Consider the following 17202-nt stretch of genomic DNA (forward strand, 5'->3'; position numbering starts at 1 on the left):
GGCGGTTCCTGTCTGATCCGAACCGTCTGAGGCCAAGCGTCTGGCGCTCCCTTCTCGCCACAGGCCCTCGCGCCGGAGCGTCACGCCGAGAGCGATCGCCTCAAGACCGGCCCACGGTCCCGGCATGCGCCGGGATGACGGGGTGCGCGACATAGGCCCCCTCACCCCAGCGCCATCTCGCCCATCGTCACGTAGTCCAGCTTGCCCGTGCCCAGTACCGGCAGCGCCTCGACGGCGCGGATGTCGCGCGGGACCATCAGTTCGGTGACGCCGTTGGCCCGCGCCCATTCCTGCAGCGCCCTGGGATCGGGCGACGGCGCGGTGGTGAACAGCACCAACTGCTCGCCCTTCTTCGCGTCCGGGCGGGTCACCACAGCATGCTCGAAACCGGGCCACACCGCTGCGGCATAGCCTTCCACCGCCGGCAGCGAGACCATCTCGCCGCCGATCTTGGCGAAGCGCTTGGCGCGGCCCCGGATGGTGACGAAGCCCGCATCGTCGATGGTAACGATGTCGCCGGTGTCGTGCCAGCCCTCCTGCGGCGGCTGCAGCACGCCGGGCGCGCTCGCCAGCAGGTATCCCGCCATGACGTTGGGGCCACGGATGAACAGGCGCCCGCCCTCGGCGATGCCGGGCACCGCGTCGAGCCGCCCGACGATCCCCGGCAGCAGGCGGCCGACGGTTCCCGCCTTGAAGTGCATCGGCGTGTTGACCGCGATCACCGGCGCCGCCTCGGTGGCGCCGTAGCCTTCGAGGATGCGCAGGCCGAACTTCTCGGCATAGACCCGGCGCGTCTCATCACGCACCCGCTCGGCGCCCGCGAAGATGTAGCGCAGCGAATAGAAGTCGTAGCCGTGCGCCATGCGGGCATAGCCGGACAGGAAGGTATCGGTGCCGAACAGGATCGTGGCATTGGCGTCATAGGCCAGCGCGGGGACGATGCGGTAATGCAGCGGGCTGGGATAGAGCACCGTGCGGATGCCGTTCAGTAGCGGCAGCAAGGTGCCGCCGGTCAGCCCGAAGCTGTGGAACACCGGCAGTGCGTTCAGCACCACGTCGCTCGAATTGAAATCGATCCGCGCGGCCAGCTGCGCGCAGTTGGAGAGCAGGTTGCGGTGGGTGAGCACGACTCCCTTGGGCGTCCCTTCCGAGCCGCTGGTGAACAGGATCACCGCCGGGGCATCGGCCGAGACCCGCAGACGCCGGTGGCGCCGCGCGATGCCGCCACGCCGCAGCGCGGCCCACAGCTTCGCACCCGTGCCGATGGCGGCGCCCACGTCCTCCAGCATCACCACGGCGAGGCCGTCCGCCTCCAGTGCCGCGATCACCTCGCCCAGCTTCGCCTGCTCGACGAAGGCGCGGGCGGTGACGATGGTGCGGATCTCGGCCGTCGCGCAGGCGGAGCGCAAGTTGGCGAGGCCGGCGGTGAAGTTCAGCATCGCCGGCACCCGGCCCTCGGCCTGCAGCGCGAAGAACGCGGCGACGACGCCGTTGACGTTGGGCAGCAGCAGCCCCACCGCCTCGCCCTGCCGCGTCGAGGCGGCAAGGCGGCGGCCCAGCAGGCCCGAGGCGATCAGCAGGCGGTCGTACGTCAGCGGCTGGCGCTTGACGTCCTCCACCACTTTCGCCTTGCCGCCGTGGGTATCGCGCGCGTCGCACAGTGCCTCGAACAGGGTGCGGTCGGTCTCGGTGGTGTCGAAGATCATCGCGCTCATCTCGTCGTAGAGACGGCGCCCGGCGATGGCGCGGCGCTCGCGCGCGCTCATCTCGCCCTCTATGGAGAAACGGCGCTGGGGCAGCACGGTCACGGTGATCTTCGGGAACCAGCGGCGGCGCACCTTGCCCTTGAGATACGAGAACGGCGTGCGCTGCGGACCGTCCAGCCGCACCGGCACGATCGGTGCGTCGGCGCGGTCGGCCACCATGCCGGGGCCGTCGAACACCTTCATCAGCGCGCCGGTCACGGTGATGCGGCCCTCGGGGAAGATCACCAGGGTCCGCCCCTCGCGCACCGCCTTGACCATGGCCTTGGCGGCCATCGGGTTGGTCGGATCGACCGGGAAGGCATCGAACAGGCCCAGGAACGGACGCACCCACCAGGCCTTGGCGATATGCGTGTTGACCGCGAAGGTCGGCTTGCCGGGCAGGAACGCGCCCAGCAGCACGCCGTCGAGCAGGCTGAGGTGATTGACCACCACCACCGCACCTTCGCCGCCCCTTGGCATGTTCTCGGTGCCGTTCAGTTCCACCCTGTAGAGCACCTTGAGCACGGCGCGGATCACGCTCTTGAACAGCGTTTCGGGCAGCAGCCAGATGCTGACCACGGCGACCACCAGCGAGGCGAAGCCCAGCACGCCGATCAGTTCGGGCACTTGCGCGCCGAGCGCCAGCAGGCCGGTGATCGCCAGCACCACCACCACCGTCACCGCCGCATTGACGATGTTGTTGGCCGCGATGATGCGCGAGCGTTCCTCCGGCAGGCTGTGCGTCTGCAGGATCGCGTAGAGGGGCACGATGAACATGCCGCCGGAAAAGGCGATGACGCCAAGGTCGACGAGGATCCGTATCGCGCCCGGAGTGGCGACGAACTGCCCGATCGAGGCGCCGGCGGTGTGGACCGCGAAGCCGCTGCTCGACAGCCACAGGTCGATGAGGCCGAGCGCCAGCCCCAAGGCCGAGACCGGCACATAGCGCGCCGAAACCTCGCCGCGCAGCAGCGTGTTGACCGCGACCGAGCCCGCGGCGATCGTCAGCGAGAAGATCACGAGGAACACCGTCGCCACTTCCTGCGTCGCGGCCAGGGTGCCGCTCACCAGCGGCGCGAATTCGGAAACCAGCACCGCGCCCGCCGCGAAGAACCAGCTGATGCCCAGGATCGACAGCCACACGCCGCGCCCGGCATGCGCGGTGCCAAGGACATGCAGCGTGCCCTTCCAGACGTTCCATTCCACCGCATGCTCGCCGCGTACCGGCGGCGCGGGCGGGATCGCCAGGGCGGCAAGGTAGCCCAGCAGCGCCACGCCCATCGCGGCGAGGCCCGCCTCCCACGCCGGGATCACGCCGGCCAGCAGCTGCCCGCCCAGGATCGCCAGGAAGGTGCCGGCCTCGATCAGCCCGGTGCCGCCCATGATCTCGTTCGGGGCGAGGTGCTGGGGCAGGATCGAGTATTTCACCGGGCCGAAGATCGTCGAATGCAGCCCCATCAGGAACAGCGCGGTCAGCAGCGCGGGGATCGACTGGAACCAGAAGCCCGCCAGCCCCAGCGCCATGATGAGCACTTCGGCCAGCTTGATCCAGCGCACCAGCCGCGCCTTGTCCACCCGGTCCGCCAGCTGCCCGGCCAGCGCCGAGAACAGGAAGTACGGCGCGATGAACAGCCCTGTGGCGATCGCCGCCAGCATTTCCGCCTTGTCCGGCTGGCTCGCGAAGATGCCGAAGTTCGCCAGGAACAGCATCGCGAACTTGAGGAGGTTGTCGTTGAACGCCCCCAGGAACTGAACGACGAACATCGGCGCGAAACGGCGCCTGGCAAGCAAGGACAGATCAGGTGCGGACATGCGTACTTCCCCCGTATGGACCCCTGCCTAGCAGCCAAAGCTTAACGCTCCGACCGCCATTGGGGCAGCGATGAGAGACGGGATCGCATAAAAATATACAACGTTCAATTATTTTCTGCATGCCGTTTTCGGCATCCCATCCCGAAACGGATCGGCGGTTATGACCGACCTGGACAAACCGCGACTTGTGCCCGCCGGCCAATTGCGCGATTATGCCGGCATGCTGAATTCCCCTGTTCCCGGTGTCGCCGCGCGATGACCGACATGCGTTTGACGATGATGGAAGCGATTTCGCGCCGCCGGCTGGTGCAGGCGAGCTACAACGGAAGCGTCATCAATCTCGCCCCGCACCTGCTGTTCGAGCGGCATGGCGACCTGTTCGTCGCTGCGCTCAACATCGACAAGACCTGGCGATCGGACGAGGATCCGCGCCTCGGTCAGTTCAAGCTCGCAGGGCTTGCCGATGCCACGCTCAAGGACGACGAGTTCTCGCCGCTCCCGGCCGATCGCATCACGGCCCCGCGCGAAGACGACATCACGCTCCTGACCGTCGAAGTGTGATCGCCGCCGGCTGATCCGCTGCGCTGCCGACCCTCAGGTCAGGAGCGCGGGGTCACCGAAACGATCACGCGGCGGTAGCTGGTGAGGGCCGGCTTGCCCGCGTCGCGCGCCTCCAGGATGATGTGGAACCGCGTCGGCTCGCTCACTTGGGGAACCACGAAGCGGGTATCGAGCGGGTCGCCGCGCTGGAGTTCGAGGCGCGGATTGCGGTTCACCGCCTCGGCCTCGCGATACTGCCACCAGTCGTAGCGCACCGCATCGCCATCGGGATCGCGCGATCCGGCGGCGGAGAGCCGTACCGTGTCGCCGGGCTGCGCCGCGATCTCCACCGGTACGATCCCGCCCTGCCCGTTCAGGACCAGCCGGGGCGCATGGTTGGCGCCCCTGAACGCACCCTGCAGCGTCCACTGGATGCGCGCCGCGAAGTCGTTCTGGAACGCCTCGCGCCAGCGCCAGATCGTCGCCTTGTTGGTCTGGCGGACCTTGCCGTCGATGCCGGTGGCGAGGTCGCTGGTATCGGTCCAGATGCCGTCCCATTCGGAAACCTTGCCGTAACGCCCGCCCCAGCTCCCGTAGTCGGGATGCTCGGGATCGCCGAGGCCGTTGGGAACCAGGTAGAGGAAGCTGGGCGTATCTCCCTCCATGATGAACTCGTAGTCGGGATATAGCGAGCCGAGCGGGCCGATCTGCACATTCTCGCGCAGCCACTCCTTCGAGACGGTGGTGAAGTCCGGTCCGTCGAAATAGTACATCCGGTCGCCCGAGATGCCGCCCCAGGTCGACAAGTTGTAGTGCCGGTGGGCCGTGAGGCTGACGATCCAGAACACGTCTGGGAACTGCCGCCGGACCCATGGCCCCGCGTTGTCCTGATCGGAGATCGAGTAGACGCGCAGCTTCGCCGCAAGGCGCGCCACGTCCTCTGCCGGGCGTGTCTCGCGCAGCGACCACAGCGCCTGCGCCAGATCGACCGCCCCGCCCCAGACGCAGATCCACACCGGGCGCGGGTCCGCCTTGTCGAGCGCGGCGACGATGGCGCGCGATCCCTCGGTATCCTTCCCCGCGCCGACGCCGAGCATCCCGTATTCAGGCCGCCCCGGCTTTACGCGCGCGCGCAATTGCGCGGCAGTAGGCCAACCCTGTGCATGGGCACGCAAGTTGGGCAGCACCTGTTCGTAGGCGTCGATGCGCTTCAGGATCTGCTCGGGATGGACGGAATCCTGCAGATGCCGCGAGGTCGAGGGCACCAGCGCCTCGACCTCGAATTCGTTGGAGTACAGCAGGAACCGCACCATCGATTCCATGTCGTCCGGGTCCGAGCCGATGTCCGTCAGGACGATCACGCGCGGCTTTCCGGCTTCCGCGACGCGGGACACCGGAGCGGCTTTTGCCAGCCCCGGCAACCCGAGCGCTGCGGCTGCGAGCAGAACCGGAGCAAGGCGCTTCATCACCATATGTCATCCCGAATGCCAAGAAGGGACCGGGTATCGCGACCCGGTCCCTTCCATCGATGGTCAGAAGCGGACGCGCACACCGCCGGAGAAGCGGCGCCCGGTCCTGCGATACTCCTTGGTGCGGTCCTCGCTGACGGAGTAGATGAACTCCTTGGCGTCATTGAGGTTGAGCGCGTCGGCGAAGATCGTGAACTGCGGCGTCACTTCATAGGACAGCCCGGCATCGAGCTGGCCATAGGCGGCGAAGTATTCCGGCTCACCGTTGCGGCCAGAGGCCACCTGCAGGAAGTTGTCGCGCCAGGTATAGGCCACCCGCGCCTGCAGGCCGTACTTCTCGTAGAACCCGACGAGGCTGTAGGAGGTCTTCGACAGGCCCTCCAGCCCGTAGGACACGCCCGCGACCTGGTTGGTGTAGTTGGCATTCGACTTGGTGTAGTTGAAGCTGGTCTGCACGCCCAGACCGTCGAACGGCGCGGGAAGGCCGGTGAAGGCCTGACGATAGCCAAGCTCGAAGCCCTTCACCGTCGCACCCTTGCCGTTGTCGGGCACGGTGACCTGGAACGTCACCTGATCGACCAGTTGCGGCGTCGTCACCAGGGTCACGAAGGAGTCGATCTTCTTGTAGAACGCGGCCGCCGACAGCAGCGAACTCGCGTTGAAGTACCACTCCACGCCCGCCTCGATCTGCTTGGCGCGGAACGGCTGCAGATCGGGGTTGCCGCGGCTGATCGTCTCGTTGCCGGGGTTGGTCTGGATCGACTGGCGCGGCGACAGGTCCGTCAGCGTCGGGCGCGTCATCACCTTCGAGGCAGCGAGGCGCAGGATGAGGTCGTTGGTCGCCTCCAGCTTGATGTTCACCGAGGGCAGCCAGTCGTTGTACTTGCCCTTGAAACCGACCGGCACGACCGGCGAGACGACGATGATGTTCTGCCCCTGCCCGTTCGGCTGCGCGCTGAGGACCGTGCGCGATGCGCCGGTCGAGGTATAGGTCGTCCCCTCATAGCGAAGACCCGCGTTGATCGTCAGCGGCATCGAGCCCAGCGAGGTGCGGAAGTTGGCCATGACGTAGCCGATCTTCACCTTCTCATCGACCACCGAAGAGGCTGAAGGCGAGAAGACCGCCGGGTTGAACGCAATGCCGTCCTCCGCCGCGAACTGGTCGATCACGCTCACCAGCTGCTGCGGACTGTAGATCACCCAGTCGCGGATAATGTTCGAAGGACCGCCACCCTGGAAGAAGTTGCGGTTGGTGGGCTGGAACAGATAGCCCGGAAGCACACGGTCAGAGCCGCAGTAGGCGCACTGCTCACCGAAGGGCATCTCGTCCCCGGTCAGCGTCTTGGTGCGGCGCGAGTACATGCCGCCGGCGAAGAGGGTCAGGTTGGACGTCGCCTCCCATTCGTTGTCGAAGCGATATTCCTCGATCTTGTCGTCTACGTCGGTGCCGCCGCCCCAGATGTAATAATGCGCGGTGATGCCGTCCGGGCTGGTCGCGGCGTTGGGGTAGGTCGGACTTGAGAAGCCATATTCGTAGATCGGGCTGCCGGACCGGCGATCGAACCAGAGGTCTATGTTCTTGCGCCGGATCGTGGTGAAGAGGTTGTCCTCCTTGCCGCGCCGTTCCGCCTTCGAGCGCGAGGCATCGAAGCGCATCTTGAGCGTCTCGGTCGGCTTCCATTCGACGTTGGCACCGAACTGGTTGGTCATGACCTTGCGGTGGTCGTACTGCAGGATCTGGTCGACGAAGCCGCCCTGATAACGCTGGTAGACCGCCTCCTGGCCTTCGACCACCTGCTCCACCAGAGTACCGCCGGAGAAGTCGTAGGCGAGACCGGTCTGCTGCTCCTTAAAGTCAGCCTTCGAATAGAGCCCGTCGAGTGAGACGGTCAGCGTCTCGGTCGGGCGGAACTGCAGCGAACCGGAGAAGCCGTAGCGCTTCAGGTTGCGCTCGAAGAAGAACGGCGACAAGTTCGAAGGCATCGAGACCCGCGTGAACGGTGCCACGTCCGGTCCGATGCGCGCGCCGGGAACGCCGCCTGCATTGTAGTAGGAATCGGTGCTGGAACGATAGACGTGACCCGCGCCGATGGTGAATTCGTCGTTGCGGGTCTGGCGCTCGGTGTAGACCGCCGAGAGCGAGATGCCGAGCGTCTTCTCGGCATTGCGCCAGGAGGCGACGCCCGAGATTTCCGGGTTGAACTTGTCGGCCAGTTCCGCCCACATCTGCCCGGCCGATCCGGCGAACGAGAATTCGTCCTTCTGGTCGATCGCGCGCAGGGTCTTGACGTCCACCGTTGCGCCGATCGAGGCGCCGTTGATGTTGGCCTGCGGTGACTTGTACACGTCGGCCCCGGCGATGATCTCGGACGGCATGACGTCGAACGAGAACTCGCGGCCGTTGTTGTCGGTCGCCAGCGTGCGGCCGTTGACGGTCACCGCGTTGAACTTCGGCCCGAAGCCGCGAACGGTGATGTAGCGGCCCTCGCCCCGGTTGCGCTCGATGGTGACGCCGGCGATGCGCTGGAGCGATTCCGCGACGTTCTGGTCCGGCAGCTTGCCCAGATCCTCGGCGACGATCGAGTCCACCACCGCGATGGAATCGCGCTTGATGTCGATCGAAGCCTTCTGGCTGGCGCGGATGCCCGCGACGATGATGACGTTCTCCGCATCGACTGCCTCCGATGCCCCGGCATCAGCCGCAGCTTCTTGAGCCTGCGCGCTTGTTGCCAGCGCTAGCACCGATGCAGCTGAAAAAAGCAGCGCCGTCGTGGCCGCGCTGCGAAGCCTTCCCTCCTTGGACATTTCGACTCTCCCTCGAAATTCTTTGCAGGCGTTATGACCTGCCAAAGATCATGTGTCAAACTACATCATACGTATTATGAATTATCGCACCGAGCGGATCGGCAGTACGCAGAGCGCCGAGGCAAACACGAAGACGACGGCGGCGATGAAGATCGCGCGGTAGTCTCCGCCGAACACGCCGAGCAGCGCCGCCGCCATGACCGGGCTGATGATCTGGGGGATGTTGACGGCGGTAGTGAGCACGCCGAGATCCTTGCCCTCGTCGCCCAGGGCGGCCTTGGGCAACACTTGCGTCATCAGAGCCATGTCGATCGACATGAACATGCCGTAGCCCACCCCGATGACGGCGGCGTAGACCCACATCCCCGTCATCGAGGGCGCGACCAGCGGCGCCACCATCGCCGCGCCCATGATAAGGCTGCCACCGATGACGAAGGGCTTGCGCCGCTGCCAGCGGTCCGACAGCCAGCCCGAGACGAGCGAGGAGACCACCAGGCACACCAGCGTCACCATCGCCATATTGGCGATCGCGAGGTTGGAGGCGCCATCTGCCAGCCCTATGTAATCGCGCAGGATGTAGAGCAGATAGGCGGCGACCGCCTGATAGCCCATGTAGATCGTGAAGCGGCTGGCGAAGGCCCAGGCGAAGTCGGGATGTTCGCGCGGACTGATCCAGAAGCTCTTCAGGAACGCGCCCCAGTGCACCGGACGGTGCGGCTGGGTGTCGCTGGGCGGCTCGCGGTTGAGCGCCACGAAAGCCACGCACGACGCGGCGATGGCGCCCGCGAACAGGCCATAGGCCAGCAGCCGCTCCGACGCGAGGTAGCCCGCGACGACAGTGCCCGCAGTCAGCCCGGCGGTCATCCCCGCGCCGACGATGCCGGAGACACCGCCGCGCGTCTCTGGTGCGAAGCGGTCGGCGATCAGCGTCGTCATCGCAGGCTGCATCGAATTGTAGGCAACCGCCGCCATGACCCACAGGACCATCAGCGACCAGAACCCGGTCGTCCACGACACCCCGAACAGGCACGCCGATCCGACCAGCGAACCGATCGCGATCCACGGCGAGCGCCGCCCCCAGCGGCTGCGCGTACGGTCCGACAAGGCGCCCGCGATGGGCGTCGCCAGAGTCGAGAAGATGGAAGTGATCGCAAAGAGCAGCGCCAGGTTGTTCTCCTTCGAGCCCGGCGAAAGCTCGGCGATCTGGTTGGGCAGCAAGACCCCCAGAACGCCGCTGTAGAGCGCCATCAGCAGGAAGAAGTTGACCATCAGCGAGAGTTGCAGCCGCCAGCGCGCGCGACCCTCAACCCAGGCAGGTTCGGAAACGCCGCCGTGCATCACTCTGCAGCCCGCCGCATTTCCGGCACCAGCCGCAGCCCCGCGTCCGCCGGGCGGCGATGCGGGCCGCCGCGCTCACCCCAGCCGATGGCGGCGACTGCACTGGCGACCGCGGCCTCGTCGATCTCTATGCCGAGGCCCGGACGGTCGCCCAGCACGATGCCGCCCTCGGCGATCTGCTGGTCCACGTCGAACCCGGCGGGAAAGGCGAAGTCCTGCACCTCGATCCCGATCATGTTCGGCACCGCCGCCGCCGCGTGCGCCACCGGGTTGGCGTTGTAGGCGACCGGCGAGACCGGCAGCCCCCGCGAATGCGCGGCCATGGCCACGCGCAGGAAATGGGTGATCCCCCAGACGCTGCCCGCCTGCACGATATCGACCGCGCCCGCATCGAACAACGGCGCGTACTGCTCCAGCCCGGTCAGGTTCTCGCCGGTCGCCACCGCTGTCTTCGCGGCGCGGGCGATGCGGGCATGGCCCGCCGAATCCCACCGACGGACCGGTTCCTCGATCCAGGTCAGGTCCACGCGCTTCGCGATCTCGGCAAGGTGGCGGATCGCCTGCTTGGTGTTCCACGCCTCGTTGACGTCGAGCATCAGCGCGGGCCGGCTGGTATTGCGCGAGAGAATCTCGCGCGCCGTTTCCAGCCGCGCGATGTCGCGGTCGAGATCGCGCCCGCCCTTGATCTTGGCGGCGGTAAAGCCGCGCTCCGCCCACTGGCCGTAATGCTCGGCGAAGGCGGCATCGTCGAGGCCGTAGCACAGGCCCGAGGCATAGCCCGATACGAACCGGTCGCCCGCGCCCAGCGTACGCCACAGCGGTTCCTCGGCCATCTTCGCCTTCAGATCCCATAGAGCCATGTCGATCGCCGCGATCGTCCCGAAAGTAGCCCCGGCATGACCGCTCTTGAACACATGCGAGAGCATCGTGTCATAGAGCGTCGCAACGCCGCGCGGGTCCGCGCCCTCGACGGCGGGGAACAACCGGTCGATCTCGCGGTGCGAGCCCAGGCCGATGCCGGTGAGCCCGCCGTCCGTCTCCAGCAGCAACACCGGCACTTCGGTAATGCCCGATTCGACGATCCCGTTGACGTCGCCGACAGGCCGCTGCCAGTCGTGAAAGGCGGTAAGGCTGCGGTAGCCTGTGATCTTCATCCGGGTTTCCTCTGCCCCAAGCCCTGTTTGTAATTCGTATTATGTATGATCTATGTCGTTTGACAAGCCTTGACGTGCTCCGTCAAGTCGGTTCAGCGTGAATCAGGCGCGAACGATGCGCGTCACCATGATTTCACAAGGCGTCAAAAAGCATGCAGGACAAGGTAGTCGGCCTCGGAGCGCCCGCTAAGACACGGCGGCGTCCGCGCCTGGCCGAAGCGGTGGTGGAGGAACTGGTGAACGCCATCGTCACCGAAGTCTATCCGGCCGGCAGCGCACTTCCTCCCGAGAACATGCTGTGCGACCACTTCGGCGTCAGCCGCACCGTCGTGCGCGAGGCGACCACCGCACTCACCGAAAAGGGCCTCGTCGTCTCGCTGCAGGGGCGCGGCACCATCGTGCGCGAGCAGGGTGACTGGAACCTGCTCGACCCGATGATTCTGGCGGCGCTGTTCCGGCGCGAGGACGGGCTGGCCTATCTCGACAACCTGCTGGAAATCCGCTCCTCGCTGGAGGCCTCGATGGCCGCCAAGGCCGCCCGGCGCGCGACACCGGAAACCCGCGCGGAACTGAAGACCCAGATCGACAAGCTGGAGGCGCTGGTCGAGATGCCTGCCGCCTACGTGCATGAGGACGTGAACTTCCATGACGTCATCATGCGCATGTCGGGCGCACGGCTGAGCAAGGCGATCATCGACAGCATCCAGTCGCGCGCGCTCAACACCCACGGCTATTCGGGGACGCTCAACGTCGAGCACGTACGCCAGACGCATGCCGCCCATCGCAAGGTCTATCAGGCCATCGTCGACGGCGATGCCGAAGGCGCGGCCAAGGCAATGCGCGACCATATCGAATCGTCGTGGGCGCGCCGCCGGGCGAACGGGGCATGATCCCCTAGCCCTGTTCCGACAGCGCGTAGATCCGTTCCATCTCCACCCACGTCGTATCCGGCGCGAAGGGTAGCGGGCGCTGGAACGTGCGCATCAGCGCGTCCCACGCCTGCACCTCCGGGTTGGCCGCATCGCGCGCCGCCTTGCCTTGCGGATCGGCGGCCAGCCCTGCGTCCTGCTCCATCATCATGAACAGGCGGTCTCCCACCAGCCATATCTGGAGATCGCGCACACCATCGGCGCGAATCGCTTCGGTCACCGCCGCCGGAGGGCCGCCCGGTGCGTGCCATTCCCGGTAGCGCGCGATCATCTCCGGCTCATCGACAAGGTCCACGGCAAAGCATCGGCGCACGATTTCAGTCATTCCACTCTCCCGGTTGACGCCCATCCTCTCCTTACGTATTCATCATACGTCTTACAAGATGGAGAGGGCAGGCATGGCCTTGCTGTATGGCGCCGAGCGGTCGAAAAGACACATCGCCGAGCGCACCGGATCATTGTCACAGTTCGCCGGGGTCCGGTTGATGACGCTGGGCGACGGCGTCGAGCGCGGGGTGCGCCTGCTGGAATTCCGCACCGGCTCGGGCCTGCGCTTTACCGTGCTGGTGGACCGCGCCATGGACATCGCCGAGTGCGACCACGCCGGGCGTGCGGTGGGCTGGCACTCGCCGTCCGGCTTCCGCAACCCGGCGCTGCACGATTACGAGGGCGAAGGCGGGCTCGGCTGGTTCCGCTCGATGTCGGGGCTGAACATCACCTGCGGCCTCGACCACATCCTGTTCATGCATGACGACCCGGCGTGCCATTACAACTACGGCCCGCGCGAAGTCGTCTCCTCCTCGCTCCACGGGCGCGTCGGCACGATCCCGGCGCAACTGACCGGCTACGGCGAGCGCTGGGAGGGCGATGCCTGCATTTTCTGGGCCGAGGGCATCGTGCGCCAGTCCACCGTCTTCGGCGAAGACCTGCACCTCATCCGCCGCATCGAGGCGGACCTCGGCGGCGACGAAATCCGCATGACCGACCGGGTGGTGAACCACGGCTTCTACACGACGCCGCACATGTACTGCTACCACATCAACGTTGGGCATCCGGTAGTGGCAGAAGGCGCGCGCTACGTCGCCCCGGTGCGCGAGGTGCTCTGGGCCGCCCATGCGGACGACTATCAGAAGCAGGGCGTCGGTTATCGCACCCTACCCGCGCCGATCGTCAACTTCCACGAACAGGTCTGGCAGCACGACATGGCCCCTGATGGAGGGGGCCGCGTCGAGGTCGCGCTGGTGAACGAGGCGCTGGGCTTCGGCTTCTCCGTCACCACCCGCAAGGACCAGTTTCCCTGCATGTTCGAGTGGCAGAACCTCCACGCGGGCCACTATGCGGTGGGGATCGAGCCTTCGACCAACCACGTCCTTGGCAAGGATTTCGCCCGTGAACGCGGCGAGCTGATCCTGCTCGAACACGGCGAGGAGCGCCACTACGACACGGTGCTGCAGGTCTTGCCGGACAGCGCCGCCGTCTCGGCCGCCGTGGCGCGGATCGAGGGCGTCATGCTGCAGCCGCAGGAAGAATATCCCGCGCCCACCGGCAATTACCCCGCGATCGGAAGCCGCGCATGAAGGGCCGCACCGTCCTTTACACCGGCGCAGCGGGCGGGCTCGGGCTCGATACCACGCTGCTGCTGATCGAGCGCGGCGCGCATGTCATCGCGCTCGACAACGACGATGCGAAGATCGCCCGCCTCTCCGCCGCCGCTGCCGGCAAGGGGCCGGGACAGCTCACCGTCTCGCGCACCGACCTGTCCGATCTCGCCGCCCTGCGCAGCACATTGGATGCTCTGGCGCAGGAGCATGGCGGCATCGACGTCGTCATCAACAACGCCGCGATCTACCCCTCCAAACCCTTCGAGGACTACACCATCGAGGAGCACCAGCGGGTCCAGCGCATCAACGTCGACGCCGGGATCGTCGCGGTGCAGGCCGCATTGCCGGGGATGCGCGCGAAGGGCTTCGGGCGGATCGTCAACGTATCGAGCATCACCATCTCGGGCGGGTGGGCGAACCTGTCTCCCTACGTCGCCTCCAAGGCCGCGCTGGTCGGCCTGACGCGGGCATGGGCGCGCGAGTTCGGCGAATGGGGCGTCACCGTCAATGCCATCGCGCCCGGCGCCTTCCCCACCGACGCCGAGACGATCCACCCCGATCCCGAGGGCTACAACCGCATGGTGCTGGACGCCCAGGCGATCAAGCGGCGCGGCACCGCGTCCGACATCGCCCACGCCATCGCCTTCTTCGCCGCCGACGAGGCGGGCTTCATCACCGGACAGACGCTGCACGTCAACGGCGGCTGGACCATGTCCTGAAGGACACGATCGACATGACAATCCTCAAAGGTATCCGCGTTCTTGACTGCTCGATCGCCATGGCCGGTCCCTTCGCCGCCCAGCGCCTCGGCGACATGGGCGCCGACGTGGTCAAGGTGGAGCCCACCAGCGGCGAATGGCAGCGCCATGCCTCGGCGGGCGGAGCGACCGGTAACAAGATCAACGTCTCGTTCCTCTCGCTCAACCGAAACAAGCGCTCGCTGGCGATCGACCTCAAGGCACCCGAGGGCAAGGCGGTGCTGCTCGATCTGGTGAAGGACGCGGACGTCTTCCTCCAGAACTACCGCCCCGGCGTGGCCGAGCGCCTCGGCGTGGACTACGCGACGCTTTCCGCGATCAACCCGCGCCTCGTCTACGTCTCGATGTCCGGCTACGGAGAGGACGGTCCTTACCGCATGCTGCCGGGGCAGGACCTGCTGCTGCAGGGCATGTCGGGCGCGATGCTCTCGGCCGGAAGCGAGGGCACGCCGCCCTCCCCCGCCGGGCAGTATCTGGTGGATGCGATCGCCGCCTACAGCGCCTTCGAGGGCGCACTGGCCGCACTGTTCCACCGCGAGCGCACCGGCGAGGGGCAGCTGGTGCAAGTCAACATGCTTGACGCGATCACCACCATCCAGATGCAGGAACTATCGGTCTTCACCGTCGGCAACAAGCCGCAGGCCCGCTCGGCCGAGCCTCACGCGCACAGCTACATCCGCTCGCCCTACGGCGTGTTCCAGACGGCGGACGGCTACATGACGCTGGCAATGGCCCGCTTCGACACGCTGGCGCGCGAACTCGACGACCCGTTCTTTGCCGACATGGAGGAGGAACGCGAAGGCTGGACCCGGCGCGACGAGATCTTCGCCCGCCTGCGCGAACACCTGATCCGCCAGCCCACCGCCCACTGGCTGGACAAGTTCCGCGCCGCCGACATCTGGTGCGGCCCGGTCTATGGCTACGCCGACCTCGTCGACGACCCGCAGATCAAGCATAACGGCACCTTCGTCGAGTACGACCACCCCACCGAAGGCCGCGTGAAAGTGCCCGGCTTCCCCATCCGCTTCTCCCGCACGCCCAGCGCCATCACACGCGGCGCACCGCTGGTTGGCGAGCACAGCGAGGCCATACTGCGCGAAGCGGGCCTCGGCCCGGAGGACATCGCCCGGCTCATCGCATCGGGCGTAGTGCGCCAGCACGCATGAGCACGCCCGCCTATCGCGGCCTCACCTGGGACCACCCGCGCGGCTACCGCGCATTGGAGGCCGCCGCCGCCATCGTCGCGCCTACGCATGGCCTGTCGATCGCGTGGGATCGCCATCCGCTGGAAGGCTTCGAGTCCCACCCGATCGCCGACCTTGCGCAGCGCTACGACCTCATCGTCCTCGACCATCCCCACGTCGGCGAGGCGGTGGCGCACGATTGCCTGCTTCCGATGGAACAGGTGATCGGGGCGGATGCCGTGGCGGCGCTGGAACCGGCAGCCATCGGCCCATCATTGGTCAGCTATCGCTATGCGGGGCAGCACTGGGCCTTGCCGCTCGACGCGGCCAGCCAGGTCATGGCCTATGCCCCGGCGCGCGTGGGAACCCCGCCCCAGACCTGGGAGGAAGTGATCGCTCTCGCCCGCCGCGAGCCGGTGGCGCTTTCGCTCTCCGGCCCGCATGCGGCGCTGACCTTCCAGTCCATCGTCGCCTCGCTGCACGCGGGAGGCAGGCCGGAAGAACGCTTCGTCGATCCCCACACGGGCCGCGAGGCTTATGAACTCATGGCCCGGCTGACCGGCGATGCCACGCGCGTCCGCATCGACCAGAACCCCATCGCGCTGCTCGAAGCATTGTCGAACGGGGAAGACCTCGCGCTGGTGCCGCTGGTCTACGGCTATGTGAACTATGCGAGGTCCGGTGTCGCCTTCGCCGATGCGCCGCGCGGAGCGGCAGGGATCGGTTCGATCCTCGGCGGCACCGGCGTCGCCGTCTCGCGCCGCTGCGCGGTGACCGACGAACTGCGCGCGCATCTGCTTTGGCTCATGAGCAAAGAGGCGCAGACGGCGTTCATCCCCGCTCACGAAGGCCAGCCCGCCCTGCGCGCAGCCTGGGCCGACAGGCAAGTCGATGCCGCGTGGAACGGGTTCTACTCCAGCACCCGCGCCACGCTGGAAGCGGCCTCACTGCGCCCGCGCCACGACGGCGCCATCGCCTTCCAGACCGAGGCTTCCGCCCGCCTGCGCGAAGGTCTCCTTGCCCAGGAACCCGCCGCCACCGTCCTCGCCGGGATCGAGGCCGCCTATACCCGCCATCTCACCCGAGGAACCGAGACATGAGCGCCAACTTGCGCTTCGACATCGCCGCCCACGTCGCCACCATCGTGCTGGACCGCCCGGAAAAGCTCAACGCCATGACCCCGGACATGGCCGAGGCGCTGGTCGCCGCCGTTGCCACCTGCAACACCTCGGACGACGTGCGCGTGGTCATCGTGACCGGCGCGGGCGAGAAAGCGTTCAGCGCAGGCTCCGACATCTCGGGGCTCGATGCCTACGCGACGCCCTGGGACTTCCGCAACCGGCAGGACTATTGCGACGCCCTGCGCGCCTGCCGCAAGCCGGTGATCGCCGCGATCAACGGTTATGCGCTGGGCGGCGGGCTGGAGACGGCGATGGCCTGCGACATCCGCATAGCCTCCGCCAACGCCCGCTTCGCCGCGCCCGAGATCAAGCTGGGCTGGATCGGCGGCGGCGGCATGGCGGTGGGCCTGTCGCATTCCATCGGCATGTCGAACGCCGCGCTGATGCTCTACACCGGCGAGATGATCGACGCCGCGCAGGCCGCCGCCTGGGGCCTCGTCAGCGAGGTTACCGAGCCCGCCGCGCTGCTCCCCCGCGCCCGTGAGATCGCCTCACAGATCGCCGCCCGCGCCCCGATCGCGGCGGAAACCGCCAAGCTCAACTTGCGCGCCGCGCACCAGATGCCCTACGAAAAGGCCATCGAGTACGAGCGCGACCTGCAGGCCATCTGCTTCGCCACCGCCGACGCCGCAGAGGGCCGCGCCGCCTTCGCCGAGCGCCGCGCGCCCGTGTTCCGGAGGCGCTGA

The 17202-nt window shown here is 67.1% G+C and carries 13 protein-coding genes; 7 read left to right on the forward strand and 6 right to left on the reverse strand.

The features are described 5' to 3' along the window. Nucleotides 1–161: 161 nt before the first annotated feature. Nucleotides 162–3557, reverse strand: a complete 3396-nt coding sequence (locus tag V2S85_RS17890) for an acyl-[ACP]--phospholipid O-acyltransferase (protein ID WP_330704196.1) — start codon at nucleotides 3555–3557, stop codon at nucleotides 162–164. Between the two features lie 255 nt (nucleotides 3558–3812). Between V2S85_RS17890 and V2S85_RS17895 the strand changes: the two genes are divergently transcribed. Further along, a complete protein-coding gene (locus V2S85_RS17895) occupies nucleotides 3813–4118 on the forward strand; it encodes a hypothetical protein (protein WP_330704197.1) in 306 nt (101 codons plus the stop codon). A gap of 38 nt (nucleotides 4119–4156) precedes the next feature. On the opposite strand, the gene V2S85_RS17900 is transcribed toward V2S85_RS17895, so the two are convergent. The 4 genes from V2S85_RS17900 to V2S85_RS17915 all read right to left on the reverse strand — a co-directional run bounded on the left by V2S85_RS17900 (nucleotide 4157) and on the right by V2S85_RS17915 (nucleotide 10863). Further along, nucleotides 4157–5563 carry a DUF1593 domain-containing protein gene (locus tag V2S85_RS17900; RefSeq protein ID WP_330704198.1) on the reverse strand — a complete coding sequence of 469 codons (1407 nt, stop codon included), beginning with the start codon at nucleotides 5561–5563 and terminating at the stop codon, nucleotides 4157–4159. A gap of 66 nt (nucleotides 5564–5629) precedes the next feature. After that, a complete protein-coding gene (locus V2S85_RS17905) occupies nucleotides 5630–8371 on the reverse strand; it encodes a TonB-dependent receptor (RefSeq protein ID WP_330704199.1) in 2742 nt (913 codons plus the stop codon). An 81-nt stretch (nucleotides 8372–8452) separates the two neighbouring features. After that, complete coding sequence (locus V2S85_RS17910) at nucleotides 8453–9709, reverse strand: MFS transporter (RefSeq protein ID WP_330704200.1); 1257 nt, start codon at nucleotides 9707–9709, stop codon at nucleotides 8453–8455. Beyond that, complete coding sequence (locus tag V2S85_RS17915) at nucleotides 9709–10863, reverse strand: mandelate racemase/muconate lactonizing enzyme family protein (protein WP_330704201.1); 1155 nt, start codon at nucleotides 10861–10863, stop codon at nucleotides 9709–9711. Before V2S85_RS17915 ends, V2S85_RS17910 begins: the two co-directional genes overlap by 1 nt. A 152-nt stretch (nucleotides 10864–11015) precedes the next feature. Here V2S85_RS17915 and V2S85_RS17920 point away from each other — a divergent pair, with 152 nt between their 5' ends. After that, nucleotides 11016–11753 carry a FadR/GntR family transcriptional regulator gene (locus V2S85_RS17920; protein ID WP_330704202.1) on the forward strand — a complete coding sequence of 246 codons (738 nt, stop codon included), beginning with the start codon at nucleotides 11016–11018 and terminating at the stop codon, nucleotides 11751–11753. 4 nt (nucleotides 11754–11757) lie between these two features. Here V2S85_RS17920 and V2S85_RS17925 read toward each other — a convergent pair whose 3' ends face one another. Continuing rightward, nucleotides 11758–12117: an L-rhamnose mutarotase gene (locus V2S85_RS17925; protein WP_330704203.1), complete on the reverse strand. Its 360-nt coding sequence runs from the start codon at nucleotides 12115–12117 to the stop codon at nucleotides 11758–11760. A 73-nt stretch (nucleotides 12118–12190) separates the two neighbouring features. On the opposite strand from V2S85_RS17925, the gene V2S85_RS17930 reads away from it, so the two are divergent. Genes V2S85_RS17930 through V2S85_RS17950 form a run of 5 tightly spaced genes read left to right on the forward strand, consistent with a single transcriptional unit; the run spans nucleotide 12191 to nucleotide 17202 of the window. Then, on the forward strand, nucleotides 12191–13369 hold the full coding sequence (locus V2S85_RS17930) for an aldose 1-epimerase family protein (RefSeq protein ID WP_330704204.1): 1179 nt from the start codon (nucleotides 12191–12193) through the stop codon (nucleotides 13367–13369). After that, on the forward strand, nucleotides 13366–14112 hold the full coding sequence (locus V2S85_RS17935) for an SDR family NAD(P)-dependent oxidoreductase (RefSeq protein WP_330704205.1): 747 nt from the start codon (nucleotides 13366–13368) through the stop codon (nucleotides 14110–14112). The genes V2S85_RS17930 and V2S85_RS17935 overlap by 4 nt, the downstream gene beginning before the upstream one ends. Nucleotides 14113–14126: 14 nt before the next feature. Further along, on the forward strand, nucleotides 14127–15317 hold the full coding sequence (locus V2S85_RS17940) for a CoA transferase (RefSeq protein WP_330704206.1): 1191 nt from the start codon (nucleotides 14127–14129) through the stop codon (nucleotides 15315–15317). Continuing rightward, the gene (locus V2S85_RS17945; RefSeq protein WP_330704207.1) at nucleotides 15314–16435 is read left to right on the forward strand and encodes an extracellular solute-binding protein; all 1122 of its coding nucleotides are present in this window, start codon (nucleotides 15314–15316) and stop codon (nucleotides 16433–16435) included. Before V2S85_RS17940 ends, V2S85_RS17945 begins: the two co-directional genes overlap by 4 nt. After that, nucleotides 16432–17202, forward strand: coding sequence for an enoyl-CoA hydratase/isomerase family protein (locus V2S85_RS17950; protein ID WP_330704208.1), 771 nt, complete (start codon nucleotides 16432–16434; stop codon nucleotides 17200–17202). Before V2S85_RS17945 ends, V2S85_RS17950 begins: the two co-directional genes overlap by 4 nt.

Origin of the sequence: Novosphingobium resinovorum, from assembly GCF_036352595.1 — a bacterium.
GTDB classification, from domain to species: Bacteria; Pseudomonadota; Alphaproteobacteria; order Sphingomonadales; family Sphingomonadaceae; genus Novosphingobium; species Novosphingobium resinovorum_B.

Bases quoted from the DNA above. Each gene is read 5' to 3' on its own strand.
- V2S85_RS17890 (WP_330704196.1), bottom strand. From the start codon at position 3,557: ATGTCCGCACCTGATCTGTCCTTGCTTGCCAGGCGCCGTTTCGCGCCG.
- V2S85_RS17895 (WP_330704197.1), top strand. From the start codon at position 3,813: ATGACCGACATGCGTTTGACGATGATGGAAGCGATTTCGCGCCGCCGG.
- V2S85_RS17900 (WP_330704198.1), bottom strand. From the start codon at position 5,563: ATGAAGCGCCTTGCTCCGGTTCTGCTCGCAGCCGCAGCGCTCGGGTTG.
- V2S85_RS17905 (WP_330704199.1), bottom strand. From the start codon at position 8,371: ATGTCCAAGGAGGGAAGGCTTCGCAGCGCGGCCACGACGGCGCTGCTT.
- V2S85_RS17910 (WP_330704200.1), bottom strand. From the start codon at position 9,709: ATGCACGGCGGCGTTTCCGAACCTGCCTGGGTTGAGGGTCGCGCGCGC.
- V2S85_RS17915 (WP_330704201.1), bottom strand. From the start codon at position 10,863: ATGAAGATCACAGGCTACCGCAGCCTTACCGCCTTTCACGACTGGCAG.
- V2S85_RS17920 (WP_330704202.1), top strand. From the start codon at position 11,016: ATGCAGGACAAGGTAGTCGGCCTCGGAGCGCCCGCTAAGACACGGCGG.
- V2S85_RS17925 (WP_330704203.1), bottom strand. From the start codon at position 12,117: ATGACTGAAATCGTGCGCCGATGCTTTGCCGTGGACCTTGTCGATGAG.
- V2S85_RS17930 (WP_330704204.1), top strand. From the start codon at position 12,191: ATGGCCTTGCTGTATGGCGCCGAGCGGTCGAAAAGACACATCGCCGAG.
- V2S85_RS17935 (WP_330704205.1), top strand. From the start codon at position 13,366: ATGAAGGGCCGCACCGTCCTTTACACCGGCGCAGCGGGCGGGCTCGGG.
- V2S85_RS17940 (WP_330704206.1), top strand. From the start codon at position 14,127: ATGACAATCCTCAAAGGTATCCGCGTTCTTGACTGCTCGATCGCCATG.
- V2S85_RS17945 (WP_330704207.1), top strand. From the start codon at position 15,314: ATGAGCACGCCCGCCTATCGCGGCCTCACCTGGGACCACCCGCGCGGC.
- V2S85_RS17950 (WP_330704208.1), top strand. From the start codon at position 16,432: ATGAGCGCCAACTTGCGCTTCGACATCGCCGCCCACGTCGCCACCATC.